The sequence below is a fragment of the Neobacillus bataviensis LMG 21833 genome, assembly GCF_000307875.1.
Classification (GTDB): domain Bacteria; phylum Bacillota; class Bacilli; order Bacillales; family Cytobacillaceae; genus Neobacillus; species Neobacillus bataviensis.
Genome location: NZ_AJLS01000137.1, coordinates 120,585 through 143,196 on the forward strand (window position 1 = coordinate 120,585; position 22,612 = coordinate 143,196).

The following is a 22,612-nucleotide window of genomic DNA, read 5'->3' on the forward strand; positions in this document are numbered from 1 at the left end:
AAAATGTTAAGGGGAGAATAAGGATGAAAAAATTTACAGTCATTAGTTTTATGCTGTTATTATCAGTTGTCTTACTCATTACTGGATGTGTCCCGAGCAAGGACACTGCAGGTGGCAGTTCATCAAGTAAAGATCCAAATGGACCAGTTGAAGTCACCATTTTTACACCAAAATTAGGAAATGATGGCGATTTCGAAAATAATGAGTTCACTAAAATGGTTGAAAAGAAATTTAATATGAAAATTAAATGGGAATATGCGAATCAAGATGCTGCCAAAGAAAAACGTTCATTGTCTTTAGCCAGCGGTGACTATCCAGATGCGTATCTATTAGTAACATGGATTGATAATATTTCCAAGGTTGAAGCGCAAAAGTATGGAAAAGATGGTGTTTTCTTACCATTAAACGACCTTATTGATAAATATGGTACGAATATTAAAAAGGGTATGGAGCAAGTTCCTTATTTAGAAAAAGGGATTACAGCACCAGATGGGAATATTTATGGCTTACCATTATTAGGTGAATGTTATCACTGCTCTAGATACGGGAAGATGTGGATCAATACAGATTGGTTGAAGAATTTGAACCTAGAAATGCCAAAAACGACAGAAGAATATAAAAAGGTGTTAGAGGCCTTTAAGAACAATGATCCAAATGGAAACGGCAAAAAAGATGAAGTACCATTAAGCGGAGAAAGCACGCAGGTCGGTGGAAATCCAGTCCAATTTTTAATGAGTGCGTTTATTCCTGATAACGGAAAAGATTATATAAATGTTACCGATGGTAAATTATCATTGGGTGCCATGCAGCCAGAATGGAAAGAGGGGTTAAAATATGTAAACTCCTTATATAAAGAAGGATTAATTGACACTGGTGCCTTTACTCAAAATGGAGAAGCATTAAAACAATTGGGAACACCTAATGGAGAAGCTGTACTTGGAGCTTTTTCAGCAAGTCACTCAGGAGTTGGAGTGGATTTAAATTCAGAGCATTCCAAGGAATATGATGTTGTACCTCCACTAAAAGGACCAGATGGTGCTCAATATACAACGTCTAATTACGGCAGTGTGGTTAACTTCGGTTTTGCAATTACTAACAAAGCGAAAGGAAAAAAAGCCGAGGCATTATTAAAATTAGCTGATTACTTGTATTCTGAAGAAGGTACATTGGCCATGACCTATGGAAAAGAAGGTGTTCATTGGAAGAAGGGTGGTCCAGAGGACATCGATTTAAACGGCAAACAGGCAAAATACGCAATCATTCCTCAAGATCCTAATATGAAAGAGGAAGATAAAGTTCATTACGGATGGGGAGAAAGAGGAGCAATATTGCAAACTAGAGAGTTTAGAGATTCTATTGGTACTGCAACGGATGAATGGACACCAGAAGGGTTTGAACGAAGATTATTTAATGCTACGAAAAAATATGATGGATTTGAACCGAAAGAACAATTCAACTCTTTAGCGGTCTGGGTTGATCCAAAGGATGCCCAAGAACTAAACCTATTGCAAGTAAATATCAATAAGTACATTGAAGAAAACATGGTTCAGTTCGTGACCGGTTCGAAGGACATCGATAAAGAATGGGACAAGTACATTGCTGGTTTTAAAAATTTACAAGTTGACCGCTATTTAGAAATCTATCAAAAAGCGTATGATTTAGGAAAATAAGAAACCAATATTATAAAAGAGAATACACGAAAGTCATTTACTGACGTGTATTCTTTTTTTTCATAAGGCGGGGATTGAAGAGATGAGCGCAAGAATCATTGATGTAAGAGAATATGTCGGAGAAGCAAACTCAATTAAAGATTATTCCCCCATCGTACATAAAATTTTTCAAGAAATAAAAGGGACAAAGGAAGACATCATTCTTTCTTTTCCCAAAGGAATCTATCATTTTTACCCTGATCATGCACCGAAAAGAGCTTTTCATACATCAAATACAGATACGAGAAGACATCCGATTAAGACAGTTTGTTTTCTAATTGAGGAACAGGAAAATGTAACAATTGAAGGAAATGGATCTTTCTTTTATTTTCACGGAGATGTAATGGGACTAGGGATTTTTCACTCGAAAAATATCCGTTTACAAAACTTCTCATGGGATTATGAGGTATCAACTCTATCAGAATTAGTTGTCGAGAAAACTGTCGGGGAAAATGGCTGTTATTATGCGGAATATAAACTAGAGGAACATGTTCCCTATGAAATTAGTGAAAATCAGCCTTATTTTTACTGGTTGAGTGAAAGGAGCCCTTATTCCAATGACTATTATTGGAAAGAGGAAGGGGCCAAAAATGATATGGTCATCGTTGGCTTTGACGAATCGACTGGCGTGAAGAGAAGATATGGAGTCAATGAAGGACCTTTTGCTGAAAATAGATTGAAAATTGAGGAATTAGAGAGAAGCCACATTCGGATCCACTATAACGATTCCCTGCCAAAAGCTGTTGTTGAAAATCGTGTGTTTGAATTTTGTAAAGTAATCGATCGGAATACGGCTGGAGCGCTAATTTGGGAAAGTGAAAAAATAAGTTTGTCTAATGTAACCATTCATTATCTGCATGGTTTTGGCTTCCTAGTGCAAATGAGCGGTGATATTACGTTTCAGTCAACCGAGTTCATCCCAAATAGCGATATGGGTAAGCATGGATCAAGCTTTGCCGATTCCATTCATGTTTCAGGCGCTAAAGGTGTGATAACTGTGGACGGGTGTACCTTTATGCATCCCCATGATGACCCCATTAATATCCACGGAACGTTCACAAGAATACAAAAGATAATCGATGAAAAAACGGTAGAAGTTATTTATGCACACCCGCAGCAAAGCGGGTTCCCGCAATATCATATTGGGGATAAAGTGGCTTTTTTTAATCGGGCAACAATGGACGATGAGTTCGAAGAAGAGATTGAAGTGACACATGTTGTTCATCCAGGACAGGATAAAAATGACCTTCAAACCATGCAAGTAACCTTTAACAAGGAGCTGCCATTTAATTCTGTACAAAATGAGCAGGGCGAATTTGTATATGTCATGGAAAACGTGACGTATACACCAGAAGTAGTAATTAAGAATAGTCGGTTTGCCCATGTTCCGACCAGAGGGATCCTCTGTACAACACGGAGAAAAGTGTTAATTGAAGGTAATCATTTTCAAAATATGACAATGAGTACGATCTTTATATCCAATGATTCGAATGATTGGTATGAATCGGGTCCTGTCAGGGATATGACGATTCGGGGGAACATCTTTCATGTGAGTCCGATTGAGGATTGGCATGATCGTAAACCAGCCATTTATATCCACCCAATCCCGCTTGGCGAGATTCCGTCTACGGTACCTATTCATAAGAATATTACCGTAGAGAATAACACGTTTTATATGCAGCATGAATGTGTTGTTTCGGCAGAAAACGTGGAGAATTTAACGATCAGAGATAATAAGATTATGAAAGTGAATCCCTATAGAAAAAATGATGAAGTTCATGATGTATTATTTGAATTTGATAGATGTAAAAATGTTTTATTAGAAGGAAATTCCTATGATGGGGATTTCGCAGCGTGTGCAAGGATAACGGAAATGAAAGATCGCGATCTAAAAATAAAAAACGAACAGACAGCTGTATGGAGTTTTGAAACGAAATAAAGGAGAGTTAGGAATGAATCTATTATCCTATAAAAAAGCGGCAAGTCACTGGACAGAAGCTCTGCCGTTAGGGAACGGGCGAATAGGTGCGATGCACTTTGGCGGGGTGGAGACGGAACGATTTCAGTTAAATGAAGACACGTTGTGGTCAGGGCCCCCACAGCATAAACGAGAATACAACGACCAAGCATCATTAAAAAAGGTAAGGAAATTGCTTGACGAAGAGAAATACGAAGATGCGATTAGTGAAACGAAGAATATGTTCGGCCCATATACAGAGAGCTATATGCCATTAGGGAATCTCTTCATCCACTATCTGCACGGAGATGCAGCACAGAAATACCAGCGGACACTCGATATTAATACAGCCATATCGACTGTCAAGTATACAGTCGGAAAAATAAACTATACACGAGAAGCATTTATTTCACATCCACACCAGGTACTAGCTATTCAACTTACCAGTTCGGCAGCCAACCAATTAAACGTGAACATTTCGTTAGATAGTTTATTAAAATATCAAACTGCAAATTCGAAAGAAGCGTTATCCTTACAAGGGGTTTGTCCTGAAAAATGTGCACCTGTCTATTTCAATGAGAGCGAGACTCCGATTGTGTACGGCGAGTTTGGTGAAACCAAAGCGATTCATTTTGAGGGAAGACTTGGGTTGGTTCTGGAAGATGGGACGGCCTTGACGTCAAATGGAAGATTATCTATCCAAGATGCAACGAGAGTGGTTCTATATTTTTCTGTTGCCACCTCCTTTAAGGGGTATGATCAACTCCCTGGGACAGATTTTGAAGAATTAATACAGAAAAATGAAGCCATCCTTGCAAAAGCTATGAGTATACCTTATGAGCAGCTGAGAGAAACGCATATTCAAGATTATCAAACACTTTACAATCGTGTTGGTTTTTCATTAGGAAATAAACAGTCAGAAGAAATGCTTGATACGGATGAAAGAGTGACGAAATACAGTGCAGATGACTTGGAAATGGTCGAACTTTTATTTCATTATGGACGTTATTTGTTGATTGCCTCCTCAAGAGAGGGTACACAGCCGGCGAATCTACAGGGAATATGGAATGATATAACCCGTGCACCATGGTCATCCAATTATACGTTAAATATTAATACCGAAATGAATTACTGGCCTGCAGAGGTGACGAATTTAGCCGAATGTCACCGTCCGCTTTTACAGGCGATTAAGGAGCTTTCGGTAACGGGTGAGAACATGGTGAATCAACGTTATGGTTTGCATGGATGGACGGCCCATCATAATACAGATTTGTGGCGGCATGCCCATCCTGTCGGCGACGAGCGCCATGGTGATCCCAACTGGGCTTTTTGGCCAATGTCTGGGCCATGGCTGTGCCGTCACTTATGGGAGCATTACCAGTATTCACAGGATAGGGATTTTCTTGAAAAAGAGGCCTTTCCAGTTATGAAAGGAGCAGCACAATTTTGTTTGGAGTGGCTGGTAGAAGATGAGAATGGCTATTTGATTACCTCACCGTCGACATCACCGGAACATCACTTTTATACAGAAGATGGCCAATTAGGATCCGTGACAAAAGGTTCCACGATGGATCTGCAAATTATCTGGGATTTGTTTTCAAATTGTATCGAAGCGGCTGAAATCTGTGGAGTGGATGAGGAATGGATTCAGCAAGTGCGTGAGGCAAAAGATCGCCTCCACCCTAACCAAATTGGCAAGTACGGTCAATTACAGGAATGGTTGATGGATTATGAGGATGCCGAGTTGCACCATCGACATGTCTCCCATTTGTATGGTGTCTATCCGGGAAATCAAATAACCGAGGGGTCGTTTTTAGAAGCTGCCCGTCAGACATTAAATAGACGAGGTGATGCCGGAACTGGCTGGAGCCTTGGCTGGAAGATCTGTCTGTGGGCTCGTTTAAAAGATGGTGAACGGGTAAATGCCCTGCTTCATCAATTGTTTAAGATTTGTACAGCAAAACGAGAAGTGTTTGTCGGCGGGGGATTGTATCCCAACTTGTTAGGTGCCCACCCTCCATTCCAAATTGATGGGAATTTCAGCTATACGGCTGGGGTGGCAGAGATGATTATCCAATCTCACAAAGGATATGTGGAATTATTACCGGCACTTCCTTCTACATGGCTGCAAGGATCGTTATCCGGTGTTCGTGTTCGCGGCGGGTTTGAGACCAACATTTCGTGGAATCAGATGCAAGTAAGTTTATTGGAAGTAACATGCCATGCTGAAAATGTCCTGATAATCAAAACAAACAAACCTGTAATGGTATGTGAAGAAGGAAAAGAAGAGGAACGAATAGAGCCTGTTGATGGTTTTATTACACATAGAATGTTCAATGGCCAAAAGCTCCAGTTTCTATTTTAACTATAAGTGTTTTAAAAAAACATTAGGCGGGTGTAAATAATGAAACAATTACGATTGGGTGTAATCGGCACAGGCGGACGAAGTACGATTGTCGAATATTGGCATAACCCACAAGAAAACTCCATTGTTGTGGGGGCAGCAGATGTGTCCTTAGAAGCATTGGAGAATTTCAAAAAGGAAATTAATGAAGATGCTTTTGTAACAACCGATTATCGAGAATTACTTGCAAGAGAAGACATTGATGCGGTTGCGATTTTAACCCCCGATTATATGCATGAAGAACATGCAACGGCAGCACTTCGGGCGGGAAAACATGTTTATTGTGAAAAGCCTTTGGCCATCACACCAGAAAGTTGCGACAGGATTCTGGATGAAGCGAAACGTTCCGGAAAGCATTTAATGGTTGGGTTTAATATGCGCTATATGAGCATGTATCAAACGATGAAGGAAATTATCGATTCTGGTGTCATCGGCGATATTAAAGCCGTATGGGTAAGGCATTTTGTTGGGCTTGGCGGCTATTTTTATTATCACGATTGGCATGGTAAGGCAGCAAATACAACATCGTTATTGCTGCAGAAGGCGTCCCATGATATCGATGTTATTCATTGGCTGACAGGGAGCTATGCAGCTAAGGTGTCTGCTTTCGGCAGCTTGGATTATTATGGCGGAGACAAACCGAATGATTTGCATTGTCCGGATTGTGATCTAAAGAATACCTGTCCAGAGGCAAGTTTAGAACGGTTAACCCAATGTGCTTTCAGGGAAGAAATTGATGTCGAAGATAATAATATGCTCATTATGGAATTAGAAAACGGTATAAAGGCGTCCTATCTGCAGTGTCACTTTACCCCGGACTATTCGAGAAACTATACGATCATCGGTACAAAAGGGCGTATCGAAAATGACGATGTAAATGATAAGGTTTATGTGAAAACAAGAAAATCTGGTTCATGGCATGAGATGAGCGACATCACCTATGAAATGAAGCAAATGCCTGGTACGCATGGCGGAGCAGACCCGCGCATCTGTGAGGACTTTGTTAATTTAGCACTATACAATAAGCAGCCATTAACATCGCCATTTGCAGGACGCATGAGTGTTGCAGTCGGATGTGCGGCAACGGAATCGATACGCTCTGGCGGGATGGTAGTCCGGATTGAACAGGGAAGACATCAACCAGCTGACTCTTTGGAAAAAGTGGCACTGAAAGAACGCTAACATTCTAGTTTAAGACTCTTTTAAAATGAATAACTACTTATGCTATAATAAACAGTATCAGAATATTCAAGTTTTATATGTGATGGGGTGATGGTCATTTTTAGTTTAGATAGCCGCTTGTATCGAGTATGCTTGTGGATGTATAACTTCATGTATTTAAATATCCTCTTTATACTAAGCTGCATTCCCATTATTACCATTTTCCCTGCTATTGCAGCCCTTTTTGGAGTCGTAAGAAAGTGGAGAATGACAAAAGAAGTAGCCGTTTTTTCTCAATATAAGCAAATGTTTACCGAAAACTGGAAACAAAGTTATTTGGTGGGAATTCTTTACACAGTTATCGGATTATTTTTATTTTGCGATTTGCTCATTTTGAAGCAATTGCCATTATCGTATAAACCATTTATTCAAGTCGCCATTCTATTAGTTGGATTTTTGGTTGTTTTATCCTGTTTAAGTATTTATCCGCTGATGGTAAATATGGCTGTATCATTTAAACAATTGTGTATGAATAGTCTTAAAGTAGGGATTTACAAAATCCATTTATCGATTTTCTGTATCATTATTCTTAGTGCATGGACATTTCTTTCCTTACGTTTTTCATTTTTAATTTTCTTTTTCTTTTTCAGTGTTTCTGCCTATCTGATTTACTGGATAGCAGATCTTAAATTTAAAGACTTACTTCCGCAAAATGATTCTAATAGGAATGTAAGTGAAACTTATAGTAGGAAGAAAAAACAGGTGGGGTAAGCTCGCCTGTTTTTCTATTTAACTAAAAATATTGACAATTTGATATTGATTTGATAGTTTTATGTTATCGATAACATAAAACTATCAGAAGGAGTGAACAGTATCCATATCATTGATTCTCACCAACACTTTTGGAAGCTGGATCGTGGAGATTACGGCTGGCTGACTAAAGATATGGGCATCCTTTTTCAGGACTATTTTCCAGAGGATTTAAAACCTTCGTTAGAAAAACATGCCGTCTCTGGAACCGTCCTTGTGCAAGCGGCACCTACATATGAGGAGACGCGTTATCTCTTATCGTTATACCAAAAGGTTAAGTGGATTTACGGTGTAGTGGGCTGGTTAGATTTATCATCATCTGCCTTCTCAGAACAATTAGATTCTTTAATGAAACAGCAAGGTATTATTGGGCTACGCCCTATGCTGCAGGATATAGAAGATAGCGCTTGGATTTTACAGGAGCAGGTAATGGAGAATTTGCGACGGCTTACTTCCTATAATTTACCGCTAGATTTATTAATTACGGAAAGACATATTCCCTCTATAGAAGCAGTACTAGAAAGGCTTCCAACACTAAGAGTTGTAATTGATCATATCGCTAAACCGGTTATTTCAAAAAAAGAGTTTAGTAAGTGGGAAGCGGATATGAACAAACTAGCAAAAAATCCTACTATTTGCTGTAAATTATCTGGTTTTATGACTCTAGCAGATTCTTGGAAAACTGCTGATTTTAAGCCTTATATTCACCATATTGTTCAAGCATTTGGTTCTTCAAGAGTGATGTTTGGCAGCGATTGGCCAGTCTGTTTATCGGGAGGAAGTTATCAGAAGGCAATCCAAATTGTTACCGATAACCTACCTAACACATTAAGCGGTGGAGAAAGAGAGCAAATTTTTTCAATAAATGCGAAAACTTTTTATTTGCTGAAGGAAAGGATGAGAAAAATATGAAACTGGCAAATGATCAAGATTTAACAAGTATTGTCATGTCCGATGCTGATAATGTAGCTACACTTTTAAAAGAAATAGAGGCCGGGGAAAGCTTACAATTCGCCATTAACGGGGAAAAAGTAACATTAACCGCCAAACAAGCTATCCCATTTTGCCATAAAATTGCCATCAAACCGATCCAGCCATCTGAACATGTCGTAAAGTATGGGCAAGTGATTGGGGCAGCTACTGTAGAGATTTTTCCTGGAGAGCATGTTCATGTACATAATATCGAGGGAATTAGAGGCAGAGGGGATAAAAAGAAAGGAGACTCACATTCATGAACACGATCAAAGGGTATCGACGGGCAAACGGGAAAATGGGAATCCGCAATCATTTATTAATCATTCCTACTGTCGTTTGTGCTAACCATGTAGCCAATCGAATCCAGCAAAAAGTATCAGATTCTGTAGCAATTCCGCATCAGCATGGCTGTAGTCAGATAGGAGAAGACAAGGATCGTACCTTTACCATTCTTGCGGGAATGGGGAAAAATCCAAATGTGGGAGCGGTTCTGCTAGTTAGTTTAGGTTGTGAAGTCATCAATGCAGAAGAGCTGCAAGAAGAAATTAAAAAAACAGGTAAACCAGTAGAGTGGATTGATATTCAAGATGCAGGCGGCACGGTTAAAGCAATTCAAACAGGCATTGAACTAGCGACGCAATTATCTCATGAGATTCAGAAAGTACCACAGGTCGATGTGCCACTATCTGAATTAATCCTTGGGGTAAAATGCGGCGGTTCGGATGCTACTTCTGGATTATGCAGCAACCCTGCACTAGGAAAAGCATCAGATAGCCTATTGGCTCAAGGCGGCACGATTGTGATGGGAGAAACAACGGAGATTATCGGGGCTGAACATATTGTTGCGGAAAGCGCAATTAGTGAAGAAGTGGCTAATAAGCTTTATGCCTATGTAGATAAGTTTGAAAAAGAAGTTGAACGCATTGGAGCAGATATGCGCGGGGGAAATCCAAGTCCTGGGAATATTGAAGGCGGCTTGTCCACCATCGAAGAAAAATCGCTTGGCTGCATCAGTAAAGCAGGTACCGCTCCATTAAAAGATGTCTTATCATTTGCTGAAGAGATTCCGGGGAACGGCTATTACTTCATGGATTCTCCAGGGAATGATATTGAGTGTGTTTCAGGTATGGCTGCTGCCGGTGTTCATATGGTCTGCTTTACAACAGGACGCGGGACACCAACCGGAAATCCGATTATTCCCGTTATTAAAATTACCGGTAATGAGCATACGGCTGTCAAAATGGACGATAACATTGATATTGATACCAGTGCTGTAATGAAGGGAAAAGAAACATTAGAAGATGCTGGCAATCGTATTCTTGAAACAGTTATTAGAGCGGCACAGGGTGAACTGGTAAAAGCTGAGATTTTAGGTCATCAAGAATTTAGTATCAGCAGAATCAGTATCAGCCTCTAACATTGAGAGGAGCATTGATATGGGGAAATTTAGTAAACGAACTGCGCTTGTCACAGGCGGAAGCCGGGGAATTGGAGCAGCCATTGTGAAGAGGTTAGCCGAAGAGGGCGCAAATGTGGCAATTAACTATGCTTCAGCTAGCTCTTTTGAAAAAGCCAACGCTTTAAAGGTAGAAGTGGAAGAACAGTTTGCAATTAAAGCAATAGTGGTAAAAGCTAACGTGGGGATTAAAGAAGAAGTCGACCAAATGATCGACGAAGTAGAAAAAGTGTTAGGATCAGTTGAAATCCTGGTAAATAATGCGGGGATTGCGCCATTTGAACCTTTTTTAAGTCTATCAGAAAAAACATGGGACGAAACGTATCAGACGAATGTAAAATCGATCTTTTTAACGACACAGAGAGTGGCGCCTAAGATGATCGAAAACAAGTATGGAAAGATCATTAATATTACATCCACTGCGAGTGTTCTTGTGACAAGTCCTGTGATTCCACATTATATTTCATCAAAAGCGGCTGCTGGACATTTAACAAAAGCGCTGGCGATTGAGTTGGGGAAATTCAGTATTAATGTAAACGCTGTTGGGCCGAGCACGGTTGCAACGGACATGTGTAAAGAGTACCTCGAGAATCCAGACATTTTAGCTAGTGAGATTGAAGCGAATCCAATGAAGAGACTAGGAACTGAAAAGCAAATTGGCGATGCGGTTGTCTTTTTAGCATCAGATGAAGCGATGCAAATAAATGGCCATCTTTTGATGGTAGACGGTGGATTAACCGTGAAAGCAGCCCAGCCAGAGGATCATATGGATAGGGGGGCATTAGTGTGAGATTACGTGAGAAAATAGCGGTCATTACTGGTGCAGGAAGTGGAATTGGCAAGGCAACGGCCAAATTATTCGCAAAAGAAGGCGCTTTGGTCATTATTACCGATATTCATCGTGAAAATGGACAGGGAACCGTATCCGAGATAGAAAAAGAGGGCGGAAAAGCAGCCTTTTTCGAGGTTGATGTGGCAAATCCGGAAGCCGTTGCATCCACGATCCAGCAAATTATAGCAACTTATAAAAAAATCGATATTTTATTTAACAATGCAGGGATCAGTAATGTCGGAAGAGTAGATGAAGTGGAGCCAGATGTATGGGATCGAATCATGAGTGTAAATGTGAAGGGTGTTTATTTGCCCTCTAAATATACTCTGCCATATATGATGGAGCAAAAATCCGGCGTCGTTATTAATATGTCATCATGCGCTGCGGAAATGGGACTAGCGAAGCGTGCAGCCTACTCAGCAACGAAGGGGGCTGTACTTGCCCTGACAAAAGCGATGCAGGTGGATTATGCTCCATATAACATTCGGGTAAATGCCCTGCTGCCAGGTACCATCCTGTCCCCATTTGTGGAAGACTATTTAAAAACGTCATACGATGACCCTGAGGTGGCCATCGCAGGGATTAAGAAAAGACAATTAAGTGGGGAATTAGGAAGACCTGAAGATGTAGCAAAAGCTGCCCTATTCCTTGCTTCAGATGAGTCGTCCTTCATGATGGGATCACCACTTTACATTGATGGCGGCGTTGTTTTTGGAAAAAATGCATAGGAGGAGAACTTAAAAATGAAATTAGCTACTTTTATAAAAAATGAGAATCAAAGACTAGCAGTGGAATTGGACAATATATTAATCGATATCGAAGAAACGGCCAAGAAAAATAACTGGGAAGAAATCATCACGGATGTTATGCAAGTCATCCGGTTCCAGCCATCCCAAATACAAGATTTTGAGAATAGGGTTAAAGAGGTAGTTGCTTCAGGCCAAGCGGTTGTTGTGGAAAAAGAGGGTCTAGAATGGGGGCCATGTGTCACCCAGCCGCATAAAATCATTTGTGTCGGTTTAAATTATCGCAAACATGCAGATGAAACAAATGCACCATACCCAGAAGTGCCAATCTTGTTCAATAAGTTTGACAATACTTTAACTGGTCATCAAAGCGAAATTGTCGTTCCATCTGTAACGAATGAATTAGACTATGAGGTGGAATTAGGAATCGTAATCGGTAAAAAGACAAAAAATGTTTCTCAAGAAGAGGCGCTATCACATGTGTTTGGTTATTGTACTGTCAATGATTTATCAGCAAGGGATCTTCAAATGAGAACCCATCAATGGCTGCTTGGCAAAACATGTGATGACTTTAGTCCAGCAGGCCCATATCTAGTAACATCGGATGAAGTAGGAGATCCAAATAATCTTAGTTTGAAAACATATGTTAATGATGAATTAAGACAAGACTCTAACACTTCTGACATGATCTTTTCATGTGCAGAGATTGTCAGCTATATATCACAGCACATGACTTTGGAGCCAGGGGATCTGATTTTAACGGGGACACCTGAGGGAGTCGTGTTTGGCCTGCCAGCTGATCAGCGTGTATATATTCAGCCAGGTGATGTGATTACTGTTGAAATTGAAAAGTTAGGAAAGCTTACGAATAAATTTGTGGAAGAAAAGGCATTAACCTATGCTTAAAGGGATTCCCCCTATTATTTCTCCAGATTTGATGAAGATTTTAATGGAAATGGGGCATGGTGATGAAATTGTCCTTGCAGACGGGAATTTTCCGGCTGCAAGTCATGCCGCACGTTTAATTAATGGGAATGGACATGGAGTTCCAGAGTTTTTGACCGCCATCTTGCAATTTTTTCCGCTGGATACATATGTCAAAAGTCCGGTTATGCTAATGAATCCTGTTGAGGGTGATGAGGAACCCGTAATTTGGCAGGAATACGATGAAATTGTAACTAAAATGAGTTCTTGCCCTATTCAAATTGAGAAACTTGAAAGAATGGATTTTTACGAACGGAGCAAGGCTGCCTATGCCATACTTGCTACAAGTGAACGAGTACCCTATGGGAATATAATTTTGAAAAAAGGCGTGCTATAATTTAAATGATTTATAGATGAAGATTTCTTTGGGGTTTACTAGTTTTGAGTTGAAAGGAATGAGAAATCCAACCCATTTAGAATGGGTTGGATTTTCTAATAAATAAAATCTCTACTTATTGGAATAGGAGGAATATTCATGGATTTAAGACATTTAGAAAGTCCGGAATATATAGGGCAAAACCGAGAAAGAAATAGGTCTTATTTTATTCCTTATTCGAATGCAGGGGATGCTAAAAAATCCGGTAGTCAAAATGAAAGGATTTATAGTCTTAATGGAGATTGGCAGTTTTTTTATTGTGACCATCCAAAATTAGTTCCTGAAAATTTTACAAATGAAGATTTTGATTTTACAGAATGGGATTCTATTGAGGTTCCGGGGCACTGGCAGCTTCAAGGATATGGACACCCGCATTATACCAATTGGCAAATGCCTTTTCCCTTGAATCCACCGAAAATCCCATCGAAGAATCCTACGGGAACATATGTTAAAACTTTTACTATCAATGACGTGTGGAAAGAAGGACAAGTCTTTGTACGTTTTGAAGGCGTTGATAATAGTTTTACTTTGTGGATCAACGGTATTGAAGTAGGTTTTAATAAAGGCAGCAGGTTGCCTGCTGAATTCAATATTTCAAAGTATATAAAAAAGGGAAAAAATACAATCATCGCTCAAGTCTATCAATGGTCTGATTCCAGTTATATTGAAGATCAAGATATGTGGTGGCTAAGCGGAATTTTTAGAGATGTATACCTACTATTACGACCGAATAGTTATATCCATGATTTTTTTGCCAAAACAGATCTTCCGTCTTCTGATGAGGGGACATTGTGCATTGAAACGGATATCGTTAGTAGTGAAGATTATGAGATTCGTTATACCTTATCGAATAAGAAAAGCCATTACTTTTTACAAGAAAGCATTCATTCATCCACAGATGCTTGGATGGTAAGGATTATAAATCCACTAAAATGGAGTGCAGAAGAACCTAATCTTTATGACTTAGATATTGAATTGATTGTCAATGAAACAGTAGTGGAAGCCATTCACGAAAAAATTGGATTCCGAAAAATTGAGCTAAAAAATGGGCTCATGTATGTCAATGATGTTCCCATTAAATTGAAAGGGGTTAACAGGCATGAGGCTCATCCGACATTAGGCAGAACGATCCCGATTGAACATGCGGAAAAGGATGTTATCTTAATGAAGCAGGCCAATATTAATGCGGTTCGGACAGCACATTATCCCGCAGATCCTCGTTTTTATCGATTATGTGATAAGTATGGTTTATATGTGATCGATGAGGCAGACCTTGAGTCACATGGTTTCTTTTTTATTGGCAATGTCCATCAATTAAGTGCTGACCCATTATGGGAGAAAGCGTATGTTGATCGAATGGAGAGAATGGTCGAGCGGGACAAAAATCATCCTTCTGTGATTATGTGGTCTTTGGGCAATGAATCAGGGATTGGCAGCAATCATCAAAGAATGAAAGACTGGGTTCTTACTCGAGATACGTCACGATTAGTGATTTATGAGGGAGATACGCGGGAACTATTTTTAAACGGCGATTATAAAAGTGATGCTGTGATATCGGACATCAATACGACGATGTATACGCATCCAGACATATTAGAAAAAGTCGGGCAGGATACCTCCCATACGAAGCCGCACCTGCTTGCGGAATATGCCCATGCAATGGGAAATGGGCCTGGTGCGTTGAAGGACTATTGGGAGATCATTTACAAATATCCTCGTCTGCAAGGAGGATTTATTTGGGAATGGTGTGATCATGGACTTTTACAAAAGAATGATAACGGTGAACAGTATTATGCATATGGAGGAGATTTTGGCGATACTCCAAATGACTATAATTTTGTGATTGATGGGTTAGTTCAGCCTGATCGGCGTCCGTCTCCTGGATATTTTGAGACAAAAAAGGTGTATGAACCGGTTAAAATCGAGAATTTGAATGTGGATACCGGGGAAGTGTCGATCCATAATCTCTATGACTTTATTTATTTAGAAAACTATTCTTTATGCTGGTCGATCGTGATTGGGGATAAAACGGTAGAGTCAGGTATCCTTCCATTGGATTCTATTGATCCCCATGAGTGTGAAACTATGAGGATTCCTTGTGATTTTAGGAAGTACGTAAAAGGTCATTATCTATTAAATATTGAGGTACTAGTAAATAAATCTCTCATGTGGGCAGAAGAAAATTTCGAAATCGCTTGGGCTCAGTTTACATTAAATGAGGAAGCGACAAAGGTGGAGGTTCTTTATAGTACGCCAGAGAGTGGTAAATCTTTACAGGTAGAAGAAAGCCCGCACTATCTACTCATAACCGGAGACCAATTTCGCTATCGCATTGATACACTTTTTGGCAATATCGAACAGATCGAAATAATGGGGGAAGAATTATTAGTCCAACCAATTGAAATGAATTTTTGGAGGGCCATAACAGATAATGATCATCGTTCTGCAAAGATGTGGAAATCTTTTGGTGTTAATCAATTACAGGCCCAATTGCATCATTTTGAATGGGAAATTGATAATAAATGTCTAGTAAAAATGAATCTTACCAAAAGATATGCTCCACCTTCACTAGATTGGGCGATCGAAGTATTGCAATCGATAGAGATTGATGGTGAAGGGAATTTATCCATCTCTTATGAGGGAACTCCGATTCCAGGAAGTGTGGAGAAGTATCCAAAAGTTAGTTTAAAGAAAACTTCCGATTTTTACGCGGTTGGAGTGATTCCTAGAACTGTTCCAAGAATAGGCATAGAACTAGGCTTAACAGACAAATTAGGGAATGTGAAATGGTATGGACTCGGTCCAGGTGAATCGTATGTGGATTCCAAATCTGCCCAAAAAGTGGGTCTGTATCAATCAACCATTGAAGATTTATTCTTTCCGTATATTTTCCCTCAAGAGAATGGGAACCGAACGGATACACGGTACCTTAAGGTGCTAATGAATAATGGATTGGGTTTATTAATTACCGGAGATGCTCTTTTTGATTTTAGTGTAAGACATTATACACAGAAAAACCTAGACGAAGCCCGGCACACATTTGATCTAAAGAAAACAAATGAATCATATTTATATCTGGACCACAGGCACCATGGCATTGGCACAGCCAGCTGCGGCCCAGATGTTTTACCAAAATATGAACTTGAATTAAAAGAGTTTAAATTCAAGCTTCATTTTAAACTTCTTTAAACATAGAAAAGCCTCCTTTTTTGGTTATGGTTATCTGATAATACCATACCCAAATGCGGAGGCTTTTTCTTACAGGATTGTTCTAAGCAACTCTTTCTTAACAAATCCAGTTGTCCTTTTCAAAAAAAGCTCGACAAATCTCCGGCAGCGGTCAAGATCTTTTGTTTCTAACGATATTTCGACTTTTAGCGTGACAGCTAACTGGCTGTGAACATAAAGCATATCGCGAAACGCATCAACTGCGCCGCAAAAATGGGGATAAAAGCTGTCGCCTGTGCCAACCACACCGGTTGCGATATGTTCCACATTCTCCGTTTCAAACGCGCGATACAGCGCGAGCATTTCAGCTGGGATTTCCCCATCACCCCATGTATACGTCCCGATAATGATCCCATCAAAAGCAGTTAAATCCTGCAAGGGAAACTGTTCAATTCGAAACAACTGAACAGTTATTTTTTTTTTGAAAAATAAATCTTTTAGAAAAGAAACCAGCTCTTCAGTATTTCCCGTTTTCGAGGTATACACAATGGCTAGATTCATAGCTCATCAAAGCCATTCGATTGTGAAACCTTCGCATACGTGCGTGATTTTTGCTCGAAGAAGTCCGATTTTGTGCCGTTCATCATTTCATCACTGAACACCTGAATCCACGGCATCGGGTTACTGCGGTCCTCATATAAATTTTCCAATCCCAACTGGCGCAAACGCTTATTCGCCAGGTATTCCGTATAGCCATCGTACTCATCCAGATCAATCCCTTTTATATCTCTCAGGATAAAGGCTGCCCATTCCTTTTCCAGCTCAACGGCTTGGCCAATCGCACGATACACATACTCAATATTTTCCCGATGATTCAATTCCGGATTCTCCGTCAGCAGAATCCGGATAAACTGAGCGATGAAATAGGCGTGCTGCATTTCATCCCGTTGGATATAGCTGATCATCGTGCTCGTTTTCAGCATTTTCTGCTGGCGGGCAAGATGATAGAAAAAGGCAAAGCCTGCATAAAAATAAATCCCCTCAAGATTGATCGAGTTCACCGCCAATTGAAACAAATGCTGTGGTGTCGGATTTTCACGAAAGCATTCGTAAGCCTGCAAAATCAAATGGTTCCGCCTTTGCACGATTGGATCACTTTTAGCTTGATTAAAGCGGGTCTTCTGTTCACTTAAAGGGACAAGCGAGCTGAGAATATACGAATAGGATTCATTATGCACCGCTTCTTGCTGGGCAATGACCGCAAAGATCGCCTTAAAGCTAGAATCCGTGACATAATCCATTACCTGCGTCATCGTTGGGGTCTGCAGGCTATCAAGCGAAGCCAGCTGCGTGTTAATTCTTAGGAAAACATCCTTCTCGGTTGCATTCAGCATGTCCCATTGTTTAATGTCATCCTGCATATTAATTTCTTGCGCCTTCCAAAAATTACCCAATAAAGTTTGATATAAATCGTACATCTGGGGGTAGGCGATGTCGTTCCAGTTCAGGAGGCCGGACGACTCGCCGTTGATGATCCCAGTTGATTTATTAGGAAACTCCGGATTTAATAGTTTTATTTTTGCTAATGGTGCATGGGGATTCATTTGAAAAAACCTCCTTCATAATTTAAGTTAGCTTTGACACGCCTCACATTCGGCGATTTCGGTCTGCGATGTACTTCTGACATAATACGTCGTTTTTAACCCATGCCGCCAAGCTTCCAAATGCAGGTTTAATAAATCCTTCGCTTTGATATCATGGCGGACATAAAGATTAAAGCTAATCCCTTGGTCTATGTGGCGCTGGCGGGCAGCATTTTGTTTAATGCTCCAAACTTGATCGAGTTCATGTCTGGCCCGGCGGTAATAGGGATAAGTTCGATGGGTTATATCCGGCGCCGTGACTTTGAATTTAAAGTTTTTCTTTTCCTCTGCATATTCAACAGAATAAATCGGGTCAATCCCATCCGTAGAGCCGCCGATTTTCGCTGTGGAAGAGTTAGGCGCAATCGCCATTAACCAGCCATTGCGGATACCGTGTTCCCCAATGTCCGTTTGCAAATCCATCCACCGGCGAGAGCGGTAATTTTTCCGCGAAAAATAAGCACCTGTTTCCCACTCGGAACCTTGAAATTCCCGATAAGCCCCTTTTTCTACCGCCAGTTCCTTGGAGGTACGAATCGTATAGTAAGCAATGTCCTCATACAGTTGATCGGCCAACTCGACCGCGGCCTCCGACTCCCAGTGAATGCCTTTAAGGGCAAGCAGATGATGCCAGCCGAACGTTCCGAGACCGATCGCGCGGAACTTTTGATTAGTTACCTGGGCCTGTCCAACCGAAATGGTATTTAAATCGATGACGTTATCCAACATTCTGACTTGAATGCGGGTCAATCGTTCTAGCACTCCGGCCGGAATCGCTTTTGCGAGATTAATAGACGATAGATTGCAAACCACGAAATCGCCAGGCTTGCGAACGATGACGATGTTCCCGTCTTCATCCAGATATTCGTTGACAATGGTGGTCGCCGACATATTTTGTGCGATTTCCGTACAGAGATTGCTGCAATAAATCGAGGTGCGTCCCGCACCAACCAGATGCTTATTTGGATTTTGCCGATTCACTTCGTCCCGGTAGAACATATAGGGAGTACCGGTTTCTAACTGGGATACCATAATCCGCGCCATGATATCCATCGCCCTGTACGTTTTCCGCGGCAGCAACGGATGGGCAGCGGCTTCTTCGTACTTTTTTGAAAAATAAAGATGGTCGGTTTCATCATAAAAATCCTCGAGTCCGAGGGGTGCACCGTTTCCATCCTTCCAGCCCATATATTGCTTAACCTGGTGCGGGCAAAACGTATGCCACTCGCCGATACTTCTTCCGCTCTCGTCGGTTTCTTGTAGTTTTTTCATAAAAAGATCAGGTATCGTCACGCCGGTAAAAATATCATGGGCTTTGCGGCGTTCATCGCCATTATTCGTTTTCAAATCGAGAAAGCCGTTCATGATATCTTTATGGAACACATCCAAGTACACGGCAATAGCACCTTGCCGCTGCCCAAGCTGATCGACGCTGACGGCCGTATCATTGACCAATTTAATCCACGGTACAACCCCCGAAGAGTTGCCTTTGAATTTTTTAATATCAGAACCAAGGGCGCGGACTTTTCCGTAATAGAGTCCAATACCGCCGCCATCTTTACTTAAGCGGGCGATATCCCAATTATTTAAATAAATGCCGTCCAGTGAATCGTCGACCGTATCAATAAAGCAGGAGGAAAGCTGGCCGAAGCTTTTGCCGGCATTCGCGAGTGTCGGCGTGGCAACGGTCATGTAGAGATTACTTAATGCCCAATAAGCCTCTTTCACTAGGTGCAGCCGTTTAGATGGATTTTCGTTCTGCATGATGGTCATCGCAATAATCATGAATCGCTCTTGCGGAAGTTCGTACATATTTCGCTCATGATCGTGGGCAAGATAGCGATCCGCCAGTAAAAATAAACCGATGTAGGTAAAAAGGGTATCCCGCTCCGGGGCAATCTCACTAGCTAATTCATCAATTTCCTCTTTCGTATAACGGCTTAATAGAGTGTTAGAATAAATGCCGACATCCGTTAATTGTTTAATGAGTTGAAAAAAATCCCCGTATGTAAGCTTGCGGTCATATCCACGGTTCGATGCCGCCTGTTGATATAGTTCATTTAAATAAAGCCTTGCCGCGACAAACGTCCAATCAGGCTGATCCATCGCGATCTGATTGACCGCATACAGGAGCGCATGCTGGCCGACATCTGTCGCGTCCCAGTCTCTAATTTGTTTTTCAAGCTTCGTAGTATCCAATTGATAGTTTTCAGAAGCTTGTTTGATACAATCTAGTACCATTTGAATTTCCCCATTTACCTTCGTGTTCATAGTTCTATCTCCTTCAATAAAAAAATCCGCTCAGGGAAACCTGAGCGGATGAAACGGATCACTGCACAAAAGGAAAAATAGACTCCTGCCTGCTGCCACCGTTCATCCTCTCAATCCCCGAAGAGGTGAAACTTTCTTAAGAAAGACAGGTCTCCTGACTTATGCTTCATCCTACTCCTGAGTCCTTCCCGTATAAGCGTCTATGTTCATAAACTCTCTCATACAGTGGCTTGCTCATTTCGTCAGCATTTACAGTTGCGGGGGCAGTTCCAGATTCACACCGGATTCCCTTTTAAGCCGCTAGTGGCATCTTTTCCTAAGGTAAATACAATATATAGTTTTATTTTAAAGAAACTAAACAATATGTAGATAATAAACTAGAATTAATCATAGTATACTCTATTTGAAATGACAAGTATTTTATTCGTGGGTGAAGCAAGGGACGGTTCTCCTGCATCATTTTCCCTTTATTCCTATTAGCGTCATTCTCGGCTGTTTGTATGCACTGAGGGCGACCCTTTTTGTTCAGATATTGCTCTGTGAAGCGCAAGAACCGTCCCCTGCTTCACTATTTTTAAAATTTACATGATTTAAATAATTTTTTATAATAGAATAAACGTTAATAGGATAAATTACCTTGATTTAACTGTGCGTAAGTTCCTATTTATCCAATGCCAAATCGTTTTTGTCTTGATCATGAAGCCAAGGAGTTTTTCTATGAATCTAGATGTTGACATTATTTTATATCAAGTAGTTGTTGTCCTCTTGCCAATCTCCGTCTATCATTTATTTTTTCATGAACAAGACAGTGAGCGGAGAAAACCCCTATCAAAACTTTCCTTCATACTGATTATTATTCTAGTACTTGCGATGTCGTTCCCAGCGAAGTTTTCTGCGGGGTATATATATGATTTTAGAATCGTCCCCTTTATTATTGCTTTTGTATATGGCGGAACCTTTCCAGGATTACTGAGCACGGCAGTTCTTTTAGGGTATCGTTATTTCATTGGCGGAGATGGTTTTTATATCGTTTTAATCAATTATTCGCTCACTTGCATCGTTTTCATTTTGATGCAAGATCAATATGAGCTTTTTAAAAAGAAAAATAAGTTAATGTTTGTTAGTTCTGTGTTTTGGGCTAACACAATCATTGTTATCCTCACGCTACTGACAAAAAATCAATTGGCGCAAATTCCCTTTATGTTTGGGTTTTATTTTATTACGTGGATCTGCTTACTGATGGTTATTTTTATCATGGAAAATGTCAATCAGCAAACTGAAATGCGGGAGAAATTACAAAAGGATGAACGTTTAAATGTAATCAGTCAGCTGGCCGCTTCGGTTGCCCATGAGGTCAGAAATCCATTAACATCCGTTCGTGGCTTTTTACAGTTAATGCGAGAGGACGAGAATTTAAAAAATGAACAGAAACATTATATTGAGATTGCCTTAACGGAACTTGACCATGCGCAATCGATTATTAATGATTATCTGTCCCTAGCCAAACCGAATACAGAAGGTTTGACGATTGTCCATATTTCGGAAGAGGTGAGGAAGACGGTCGCACTCATGACCTCATATTCAAATATCCAAAATATCTCCATTCAAATGAATGTGCAAGATGGGCTTTATATAAAAGGAAATAAAGGCGAAATGAAGCAGGTTTTAGTCAATATTATCAAAAATGGGATTGAAGCATTGGAGACAGGCGGGGATCTTCATGTTCATACATTTGAAGCGGGCGGAGAGATTGTTATCCAAATCATTGACAGTGGCAAAGGGATGACAAAGAGCCAGCTAGCCAGATTAGGAACGCCTTTTTATACAACAAAAGAAAAGGGTACCGGTGTGGGATTAACCATTTCCTTTCAACTTATTCACGCCATGAAAGGGGTCATTTCGGTAGAAAGCCATTTAGGGCAGGGGACAGCCTTTACGATCCGGTTCCCAAGCTTGCCCGACCCCAGCACGGCCGGAAGTTTGTCGAATAGGGATGAGATTTTAAATCGTGAGAATATCAGTTGAATGGAGAGGCCAGTAAAGGCCTCTTTTTTTAAGAGATAAGAAAGTATAAATTTCGACGTTGAGAATTGTCCAGCTCCAGCGCCCTAGCGGCTAGT

The 22,612-nt window shown here is 40.5% G+C and carries 17 protein-coding genes and 1 riboswitch; of the genes, 14 read left to right on the forward strand and 3 right to left on the reverse strand.

Annotated elements, in window-relative coordinates:
• The first annotated feature begins 23 nt into the window (after window positions 1–23).
• The 13 genes from BABA_RS21180 (at window position 24) to BABA_RS21240 (ending at window position 16,599) form a co-directional block, all read left to right on the forward strand.
• Window positions 24–1,670: an extracellular solute-binding protein gene (locus BABA_RS21180; RefSeq protein WP_007087295.1), complete on the forward strand. Its 1,647-nt coding sequence runs from the start codon at window positions 24–26 to the stop codon at window positions 1,668–1,670.
• 82 nt (window positions 1,671–1,752) lie between these two features.
• A complete protein-coding gene (locus tag BABA_RS21185; RefSeq protein WP_007087296.1) occupies window positions 1,753–3,648 on the forward strand; it encodes a right-handed parallel beta-helix repeat-containing protein in 1,896 nt (631 codons plus the stop codon).
• A gap of 13 nt (window positions 3,649–3,661) precedes the next feature.
• Window positions 3,662–6,031, forward strand: coding sequence for a glycoside hydrolase family 95 protein (locus BABA_RS21190; protein ID WP_007087297.1), 2,370 nt, complete (start codon window positions 3,662–3,664; stop codon window positions 6,029–6,031).
• 39 nt (window positions 6,032–6,070) lie between these two features.
• The gene (locus BABA_RS21195; RefSeq protein WP_007087298.1) at window positions 6,071–7,252 is read left to right on the forward strand and encodes a Gfo/Idh/MocA family protein; all 1,182 of its coding nucleotides are present in this window, start codon (window positions 6,071–6,073) and stop codon (window positions 7,250–7,252) included.
• 150 nt (window positions 7,253–7,402) lie between these two features.
• Window positions 7,403–8,002 carry a YesL family protein gene (locus BABA_RS21200; protein WP_007087299.1) on the forward strand — a complete coding sequence of 200 codons (600 nt, stop codon included), beginning with the start codon at window positions 7,403–7,405 and terminating at the stop codon, window positions 8,000–8,002.
• A 93-nt stretch (window positions 8,003–8,095) separates the two neighbouring features.
• Window positions 8,096–8,953, forward strand: coding sequence for an amidohydrolase family protein (locus BABA_RS21205; protein WP_007087300.1), 858 nt, complete (start codon window positions 8,096–8,098; stop codon window positions 8,951–8,953).
• Window positions 8,950–9,276, forward strand: coding sequence for a UxaA family hydrolase (locus BABA_RS21210; RefSeq protein WP_007087301.1), 327 nt, complete (start codon window positions 8,950–8,952; stop codon window positions 9,274–9,276). Before BABA_RS21205 ends, BABA_RS21210 begins: the two co-directional genes overlap by 4 nt.
• The gene (locus BABA_RS21215; protein ID WP_007087302.1) at window positions 9,273–10,433 is read left to right on the forward strand and encodes a UxaA family hydrolase; all 1,161 of its coding nucleotides are present in this window, start codon (window positions 9,273–9,275) and stop codon (window positions 10,431–10,433) included. Before BABA_RS21210 ends, BABA_RS21215 begins: the two co-directional genes overlap by 4 nt.
• Before the next feature lie 19 nt (window positions 10,434–10,452).
• Window positions 10,453–11,262 (forward strand): SDR family NAD(P)-dependent oxidoreductase, encoded by an 810-nt coding sequence (locus BABA_RS21220; protein WP_007087303.1) that lies wholly within the window; start codon window positions 10,453–10,455, stop codon window positions 11,260–11,262.
• Window positions 11,259–12,032 (forward strand): SDR family NAD(P)-dependent oxidoreductase, encoded by a 774-nt coding sequence (locus BABA_RS21225; RefSeq protein ID WP_007087304.1) that lies wholly within the window; start codon window positions 11,259–11,261, stop codon window positions 12,030–12,032. The genes BABA_RS21220 and BABA_RS21225 overlap by 4 nt, the downstream gene beginning before the upstream one ends.
• A 15-nt stretch (window positions 12,033–12,047) precedes the next feature.
• Window positions 12,048–12,956 carry a fumarylacetoacetate hydrolase family protein gene (locus BABA_RS21230; RefSeq protein WP_007087305.1) on the forward strand — a complete coding sequence of 303 codons (909 nt, stop codon included), beginning with the start codon at window positions 12,048–12,050 and terminating at the stop codon, window positions 12,954–12,956.
• Window positions 12,949–13,371, forward strand: a complete 423-nt coding sequence (locus BABA_RS21235) for an RbsD/FucU family protein (RefSeq protein WP_007087306.1) — start codon at window positions 12,949–12,951, stop codon at window positions 13,369–13,371. The genes BABA_RS21230 and BABA_RS21235 overlap by 8 nt, the downstream gene beginning before the upstream one ends.
• 138 nt (window positions 13,372–13,509) lie before the next feature.
• A complete protein-coding gene (locus tag BABA_RS21240) occupies window positions 13,510–16,599 on the forward strand; it encodes a glycoside hydrolase family 2 TIM barrel-domain containing protein (RefSeq protein ID WP_007087307.1) in 3,090 nt (1,029 codons plus the stop codon).
• 69 nt (window positions 16,600–16,668) lie between these two features.
• On the opposite strand, the gene BABA_RS21245 is transcribed toward BABA_RS21240, so the two are convergent.
• The 3 genes from BABA_RS21245 to BABA_RS21255 are packed head-to-tail and all read right to left on the reverse strand — an operon-like array spanning window position 16,669 to window position 20,492.
• The gene (locus BABA_RS21245) at window positions 16,669–17,139 is read right to left on the reverse strand and encodes a flavodoxin domain-containing protein (protein WP_007087308.1); all 471 of its coding nucleotides are present in this window, start codon (window positions 17,137–17,139) and stop codon (window positions 16,669–16,671) included.
• Window positions 17,136–18,182 carry a ribonucleotide-diphosphate reductase subunit beta gene (locus BABA_RS21250; RefSeq protein WP_007087309.1) on the reverse strand — a complete coding sequence of 349 codons (1,047 nt, stop codon included), beginning with the start codon at window positions 18,180–18,182 and terminating at the stop codon, window positions 17,136–17,138. The genes BABA_RS21245 and BABA_RS21250 overlap by 4 nt, the downstream gene beginning before the upstream one ends.
• 27 nt (window positions 18,183–18,209) lie before the next feature.
• Window positions 18,210–20,492 carry a ribonucleoside-diphosphate reductase subunit alpha gene (locus BABA_RS21255; protein ID WP_007087310.1) on the reverse strand — a complete coding sequence of 761 codons (2,283 nt, stop codon included), beginning with the start codon at window positions 20,490–20,492 and terminating at the stop codon, window positions 18,210–18,212.
• Between the two features lie 128 nt (window positions 20,493–20,620).
• Window positions 20,621–20,821: riboswitch (cobalamin riboswitch) on the reverse strand.
• 388 nt (window positions 20,822–21,209) lie between these two features.
• On the opposite strand from BABA_RS21255, the gene BABA_RS21260 reads away from it, so the two are divergent.
• On the forward strand, window positions 21,210–22,517 hold the full coding sequence (locus tag BABA_RS21260) for an ATP-binding protein (RefSeq protein ID WP_007087311.1): 1,308 nt from the start codon (window positions 21,210–21,212) through the stop codon (window positions 22,515–22,517).
• Window positions 22,518–22,612: the final 95 nt, after the last annotated feature.

What these genes read in the sequence shown, in the direction of transcription:
- BABA_RS21180 (WP_007087295.1), top strand. Translation starts at nt 24, where the DNA reads ATGAAAAAATTTACAGTCATTAGTTTTATGCTGTTATTATCAGTTGTC.
- BABA_RS21185 (WP_007087296.1), top strand. Translation starts at nt 1,753, where the DNA reads ATGAGCGCAAGAATCATTGATGTAAGAGAATATGTCGGAGAAGCAAAC.
- BABA_RS21190 (WP_007087297.1), top strand. Translation starts at nt 3,662, where the DNA reads ATGAATCTATTATCCTATAAAAAAGCGGCAAGTCACTGGACAGAAGCT.
- BABA_RS21195 (WP_007087298.1), top strand. Translation starts at nt 6,071, where the DNA reads ATGAAACAATTACGATTGGGTGTAATCGGCACAGGCGGACGAAGTACG.
- BABA_RS21200 (WP_007087299.1), top strand. Translation starts at nt 7,403, where the DNA reads ATGTATTTAAATATCCTCTTTATACTAAGCTGCATTCCCATTATTACC.
- BABA_RS21210 (WP_007087301.1), top strand. Translation starts at nt 8,950, where the DNA reads ATGAAACTGGCAAATGATCAAGATTTAACAAGTATTGTCATGTCCGAT.
- BABA_RS21215 (WP_007087302.1), top strand. Translation starts at nt 9,273, where the DNA reads ATGAACACGATCAAAGGGTATCGACGGGCAAACGGGAAAATGGGAATC.
- BABA_RS21220 (WP_007087303.1), top strand. Translation starts at nt 10,453, where the DNA reads ATGGGGAAATTTAGTAAACGAACTGCGCTTGTCACAGGCGGAAGCCGG.
- BABA_RS21230 (WP_007087305.1), top strand. Translation starts at nt 12,048, where the DNA reads ATGAAATTAGCTACTTTTATAAAAAATGAGAATCAAAGACTAGCAGTG.
- BABA_RS21235 (WP_007087306.1), top strand. Translation starts at nt 12,949, where the DNA reads ATGCTTAAAGGGATTCCCCCTATTATTTCTCCAGATTTGATGAAGATT.
- BABA_RS21240 (WP_007087307.1), top strand. Translation starts at nt 13,510, where the DNA reads ATGGATTTAAGACATTTAGAAAGTCCGGAATATATAGGGCAAAACCGA.
- BABA_RS21245 (WP_007087308.1), bottom strand. Translation starts at nt 17,139, where the DNA reads ATGAATCTAGCCATTGTGTATACCTCGAAAACGGGAAATACTGAAGAG.
- BABA_RS21250 (WP_007087309.1), bottom strand. Translation starts at nt 18,182, where the DNA reads ATGAATCCCCATGCACCATTAGCAAAAATAAAACTATTAAATCCGGAG.
- BABA_RS21255 (WP_007087310.1), bottom strand. Translation starts at nt 20,492, where the DNA reads ATGAACACGAAGGTAAATGGGGAAATTCAAATGGTACTAGATTGTATC.
- BABA_RS21260 (WP_007087311.1), top strand. Translation starts at nt 21,210, where the DNA reads ATGAATCTAGATGTTGACATTATTTTATATCAAGTAGTTGTTGTCCTC.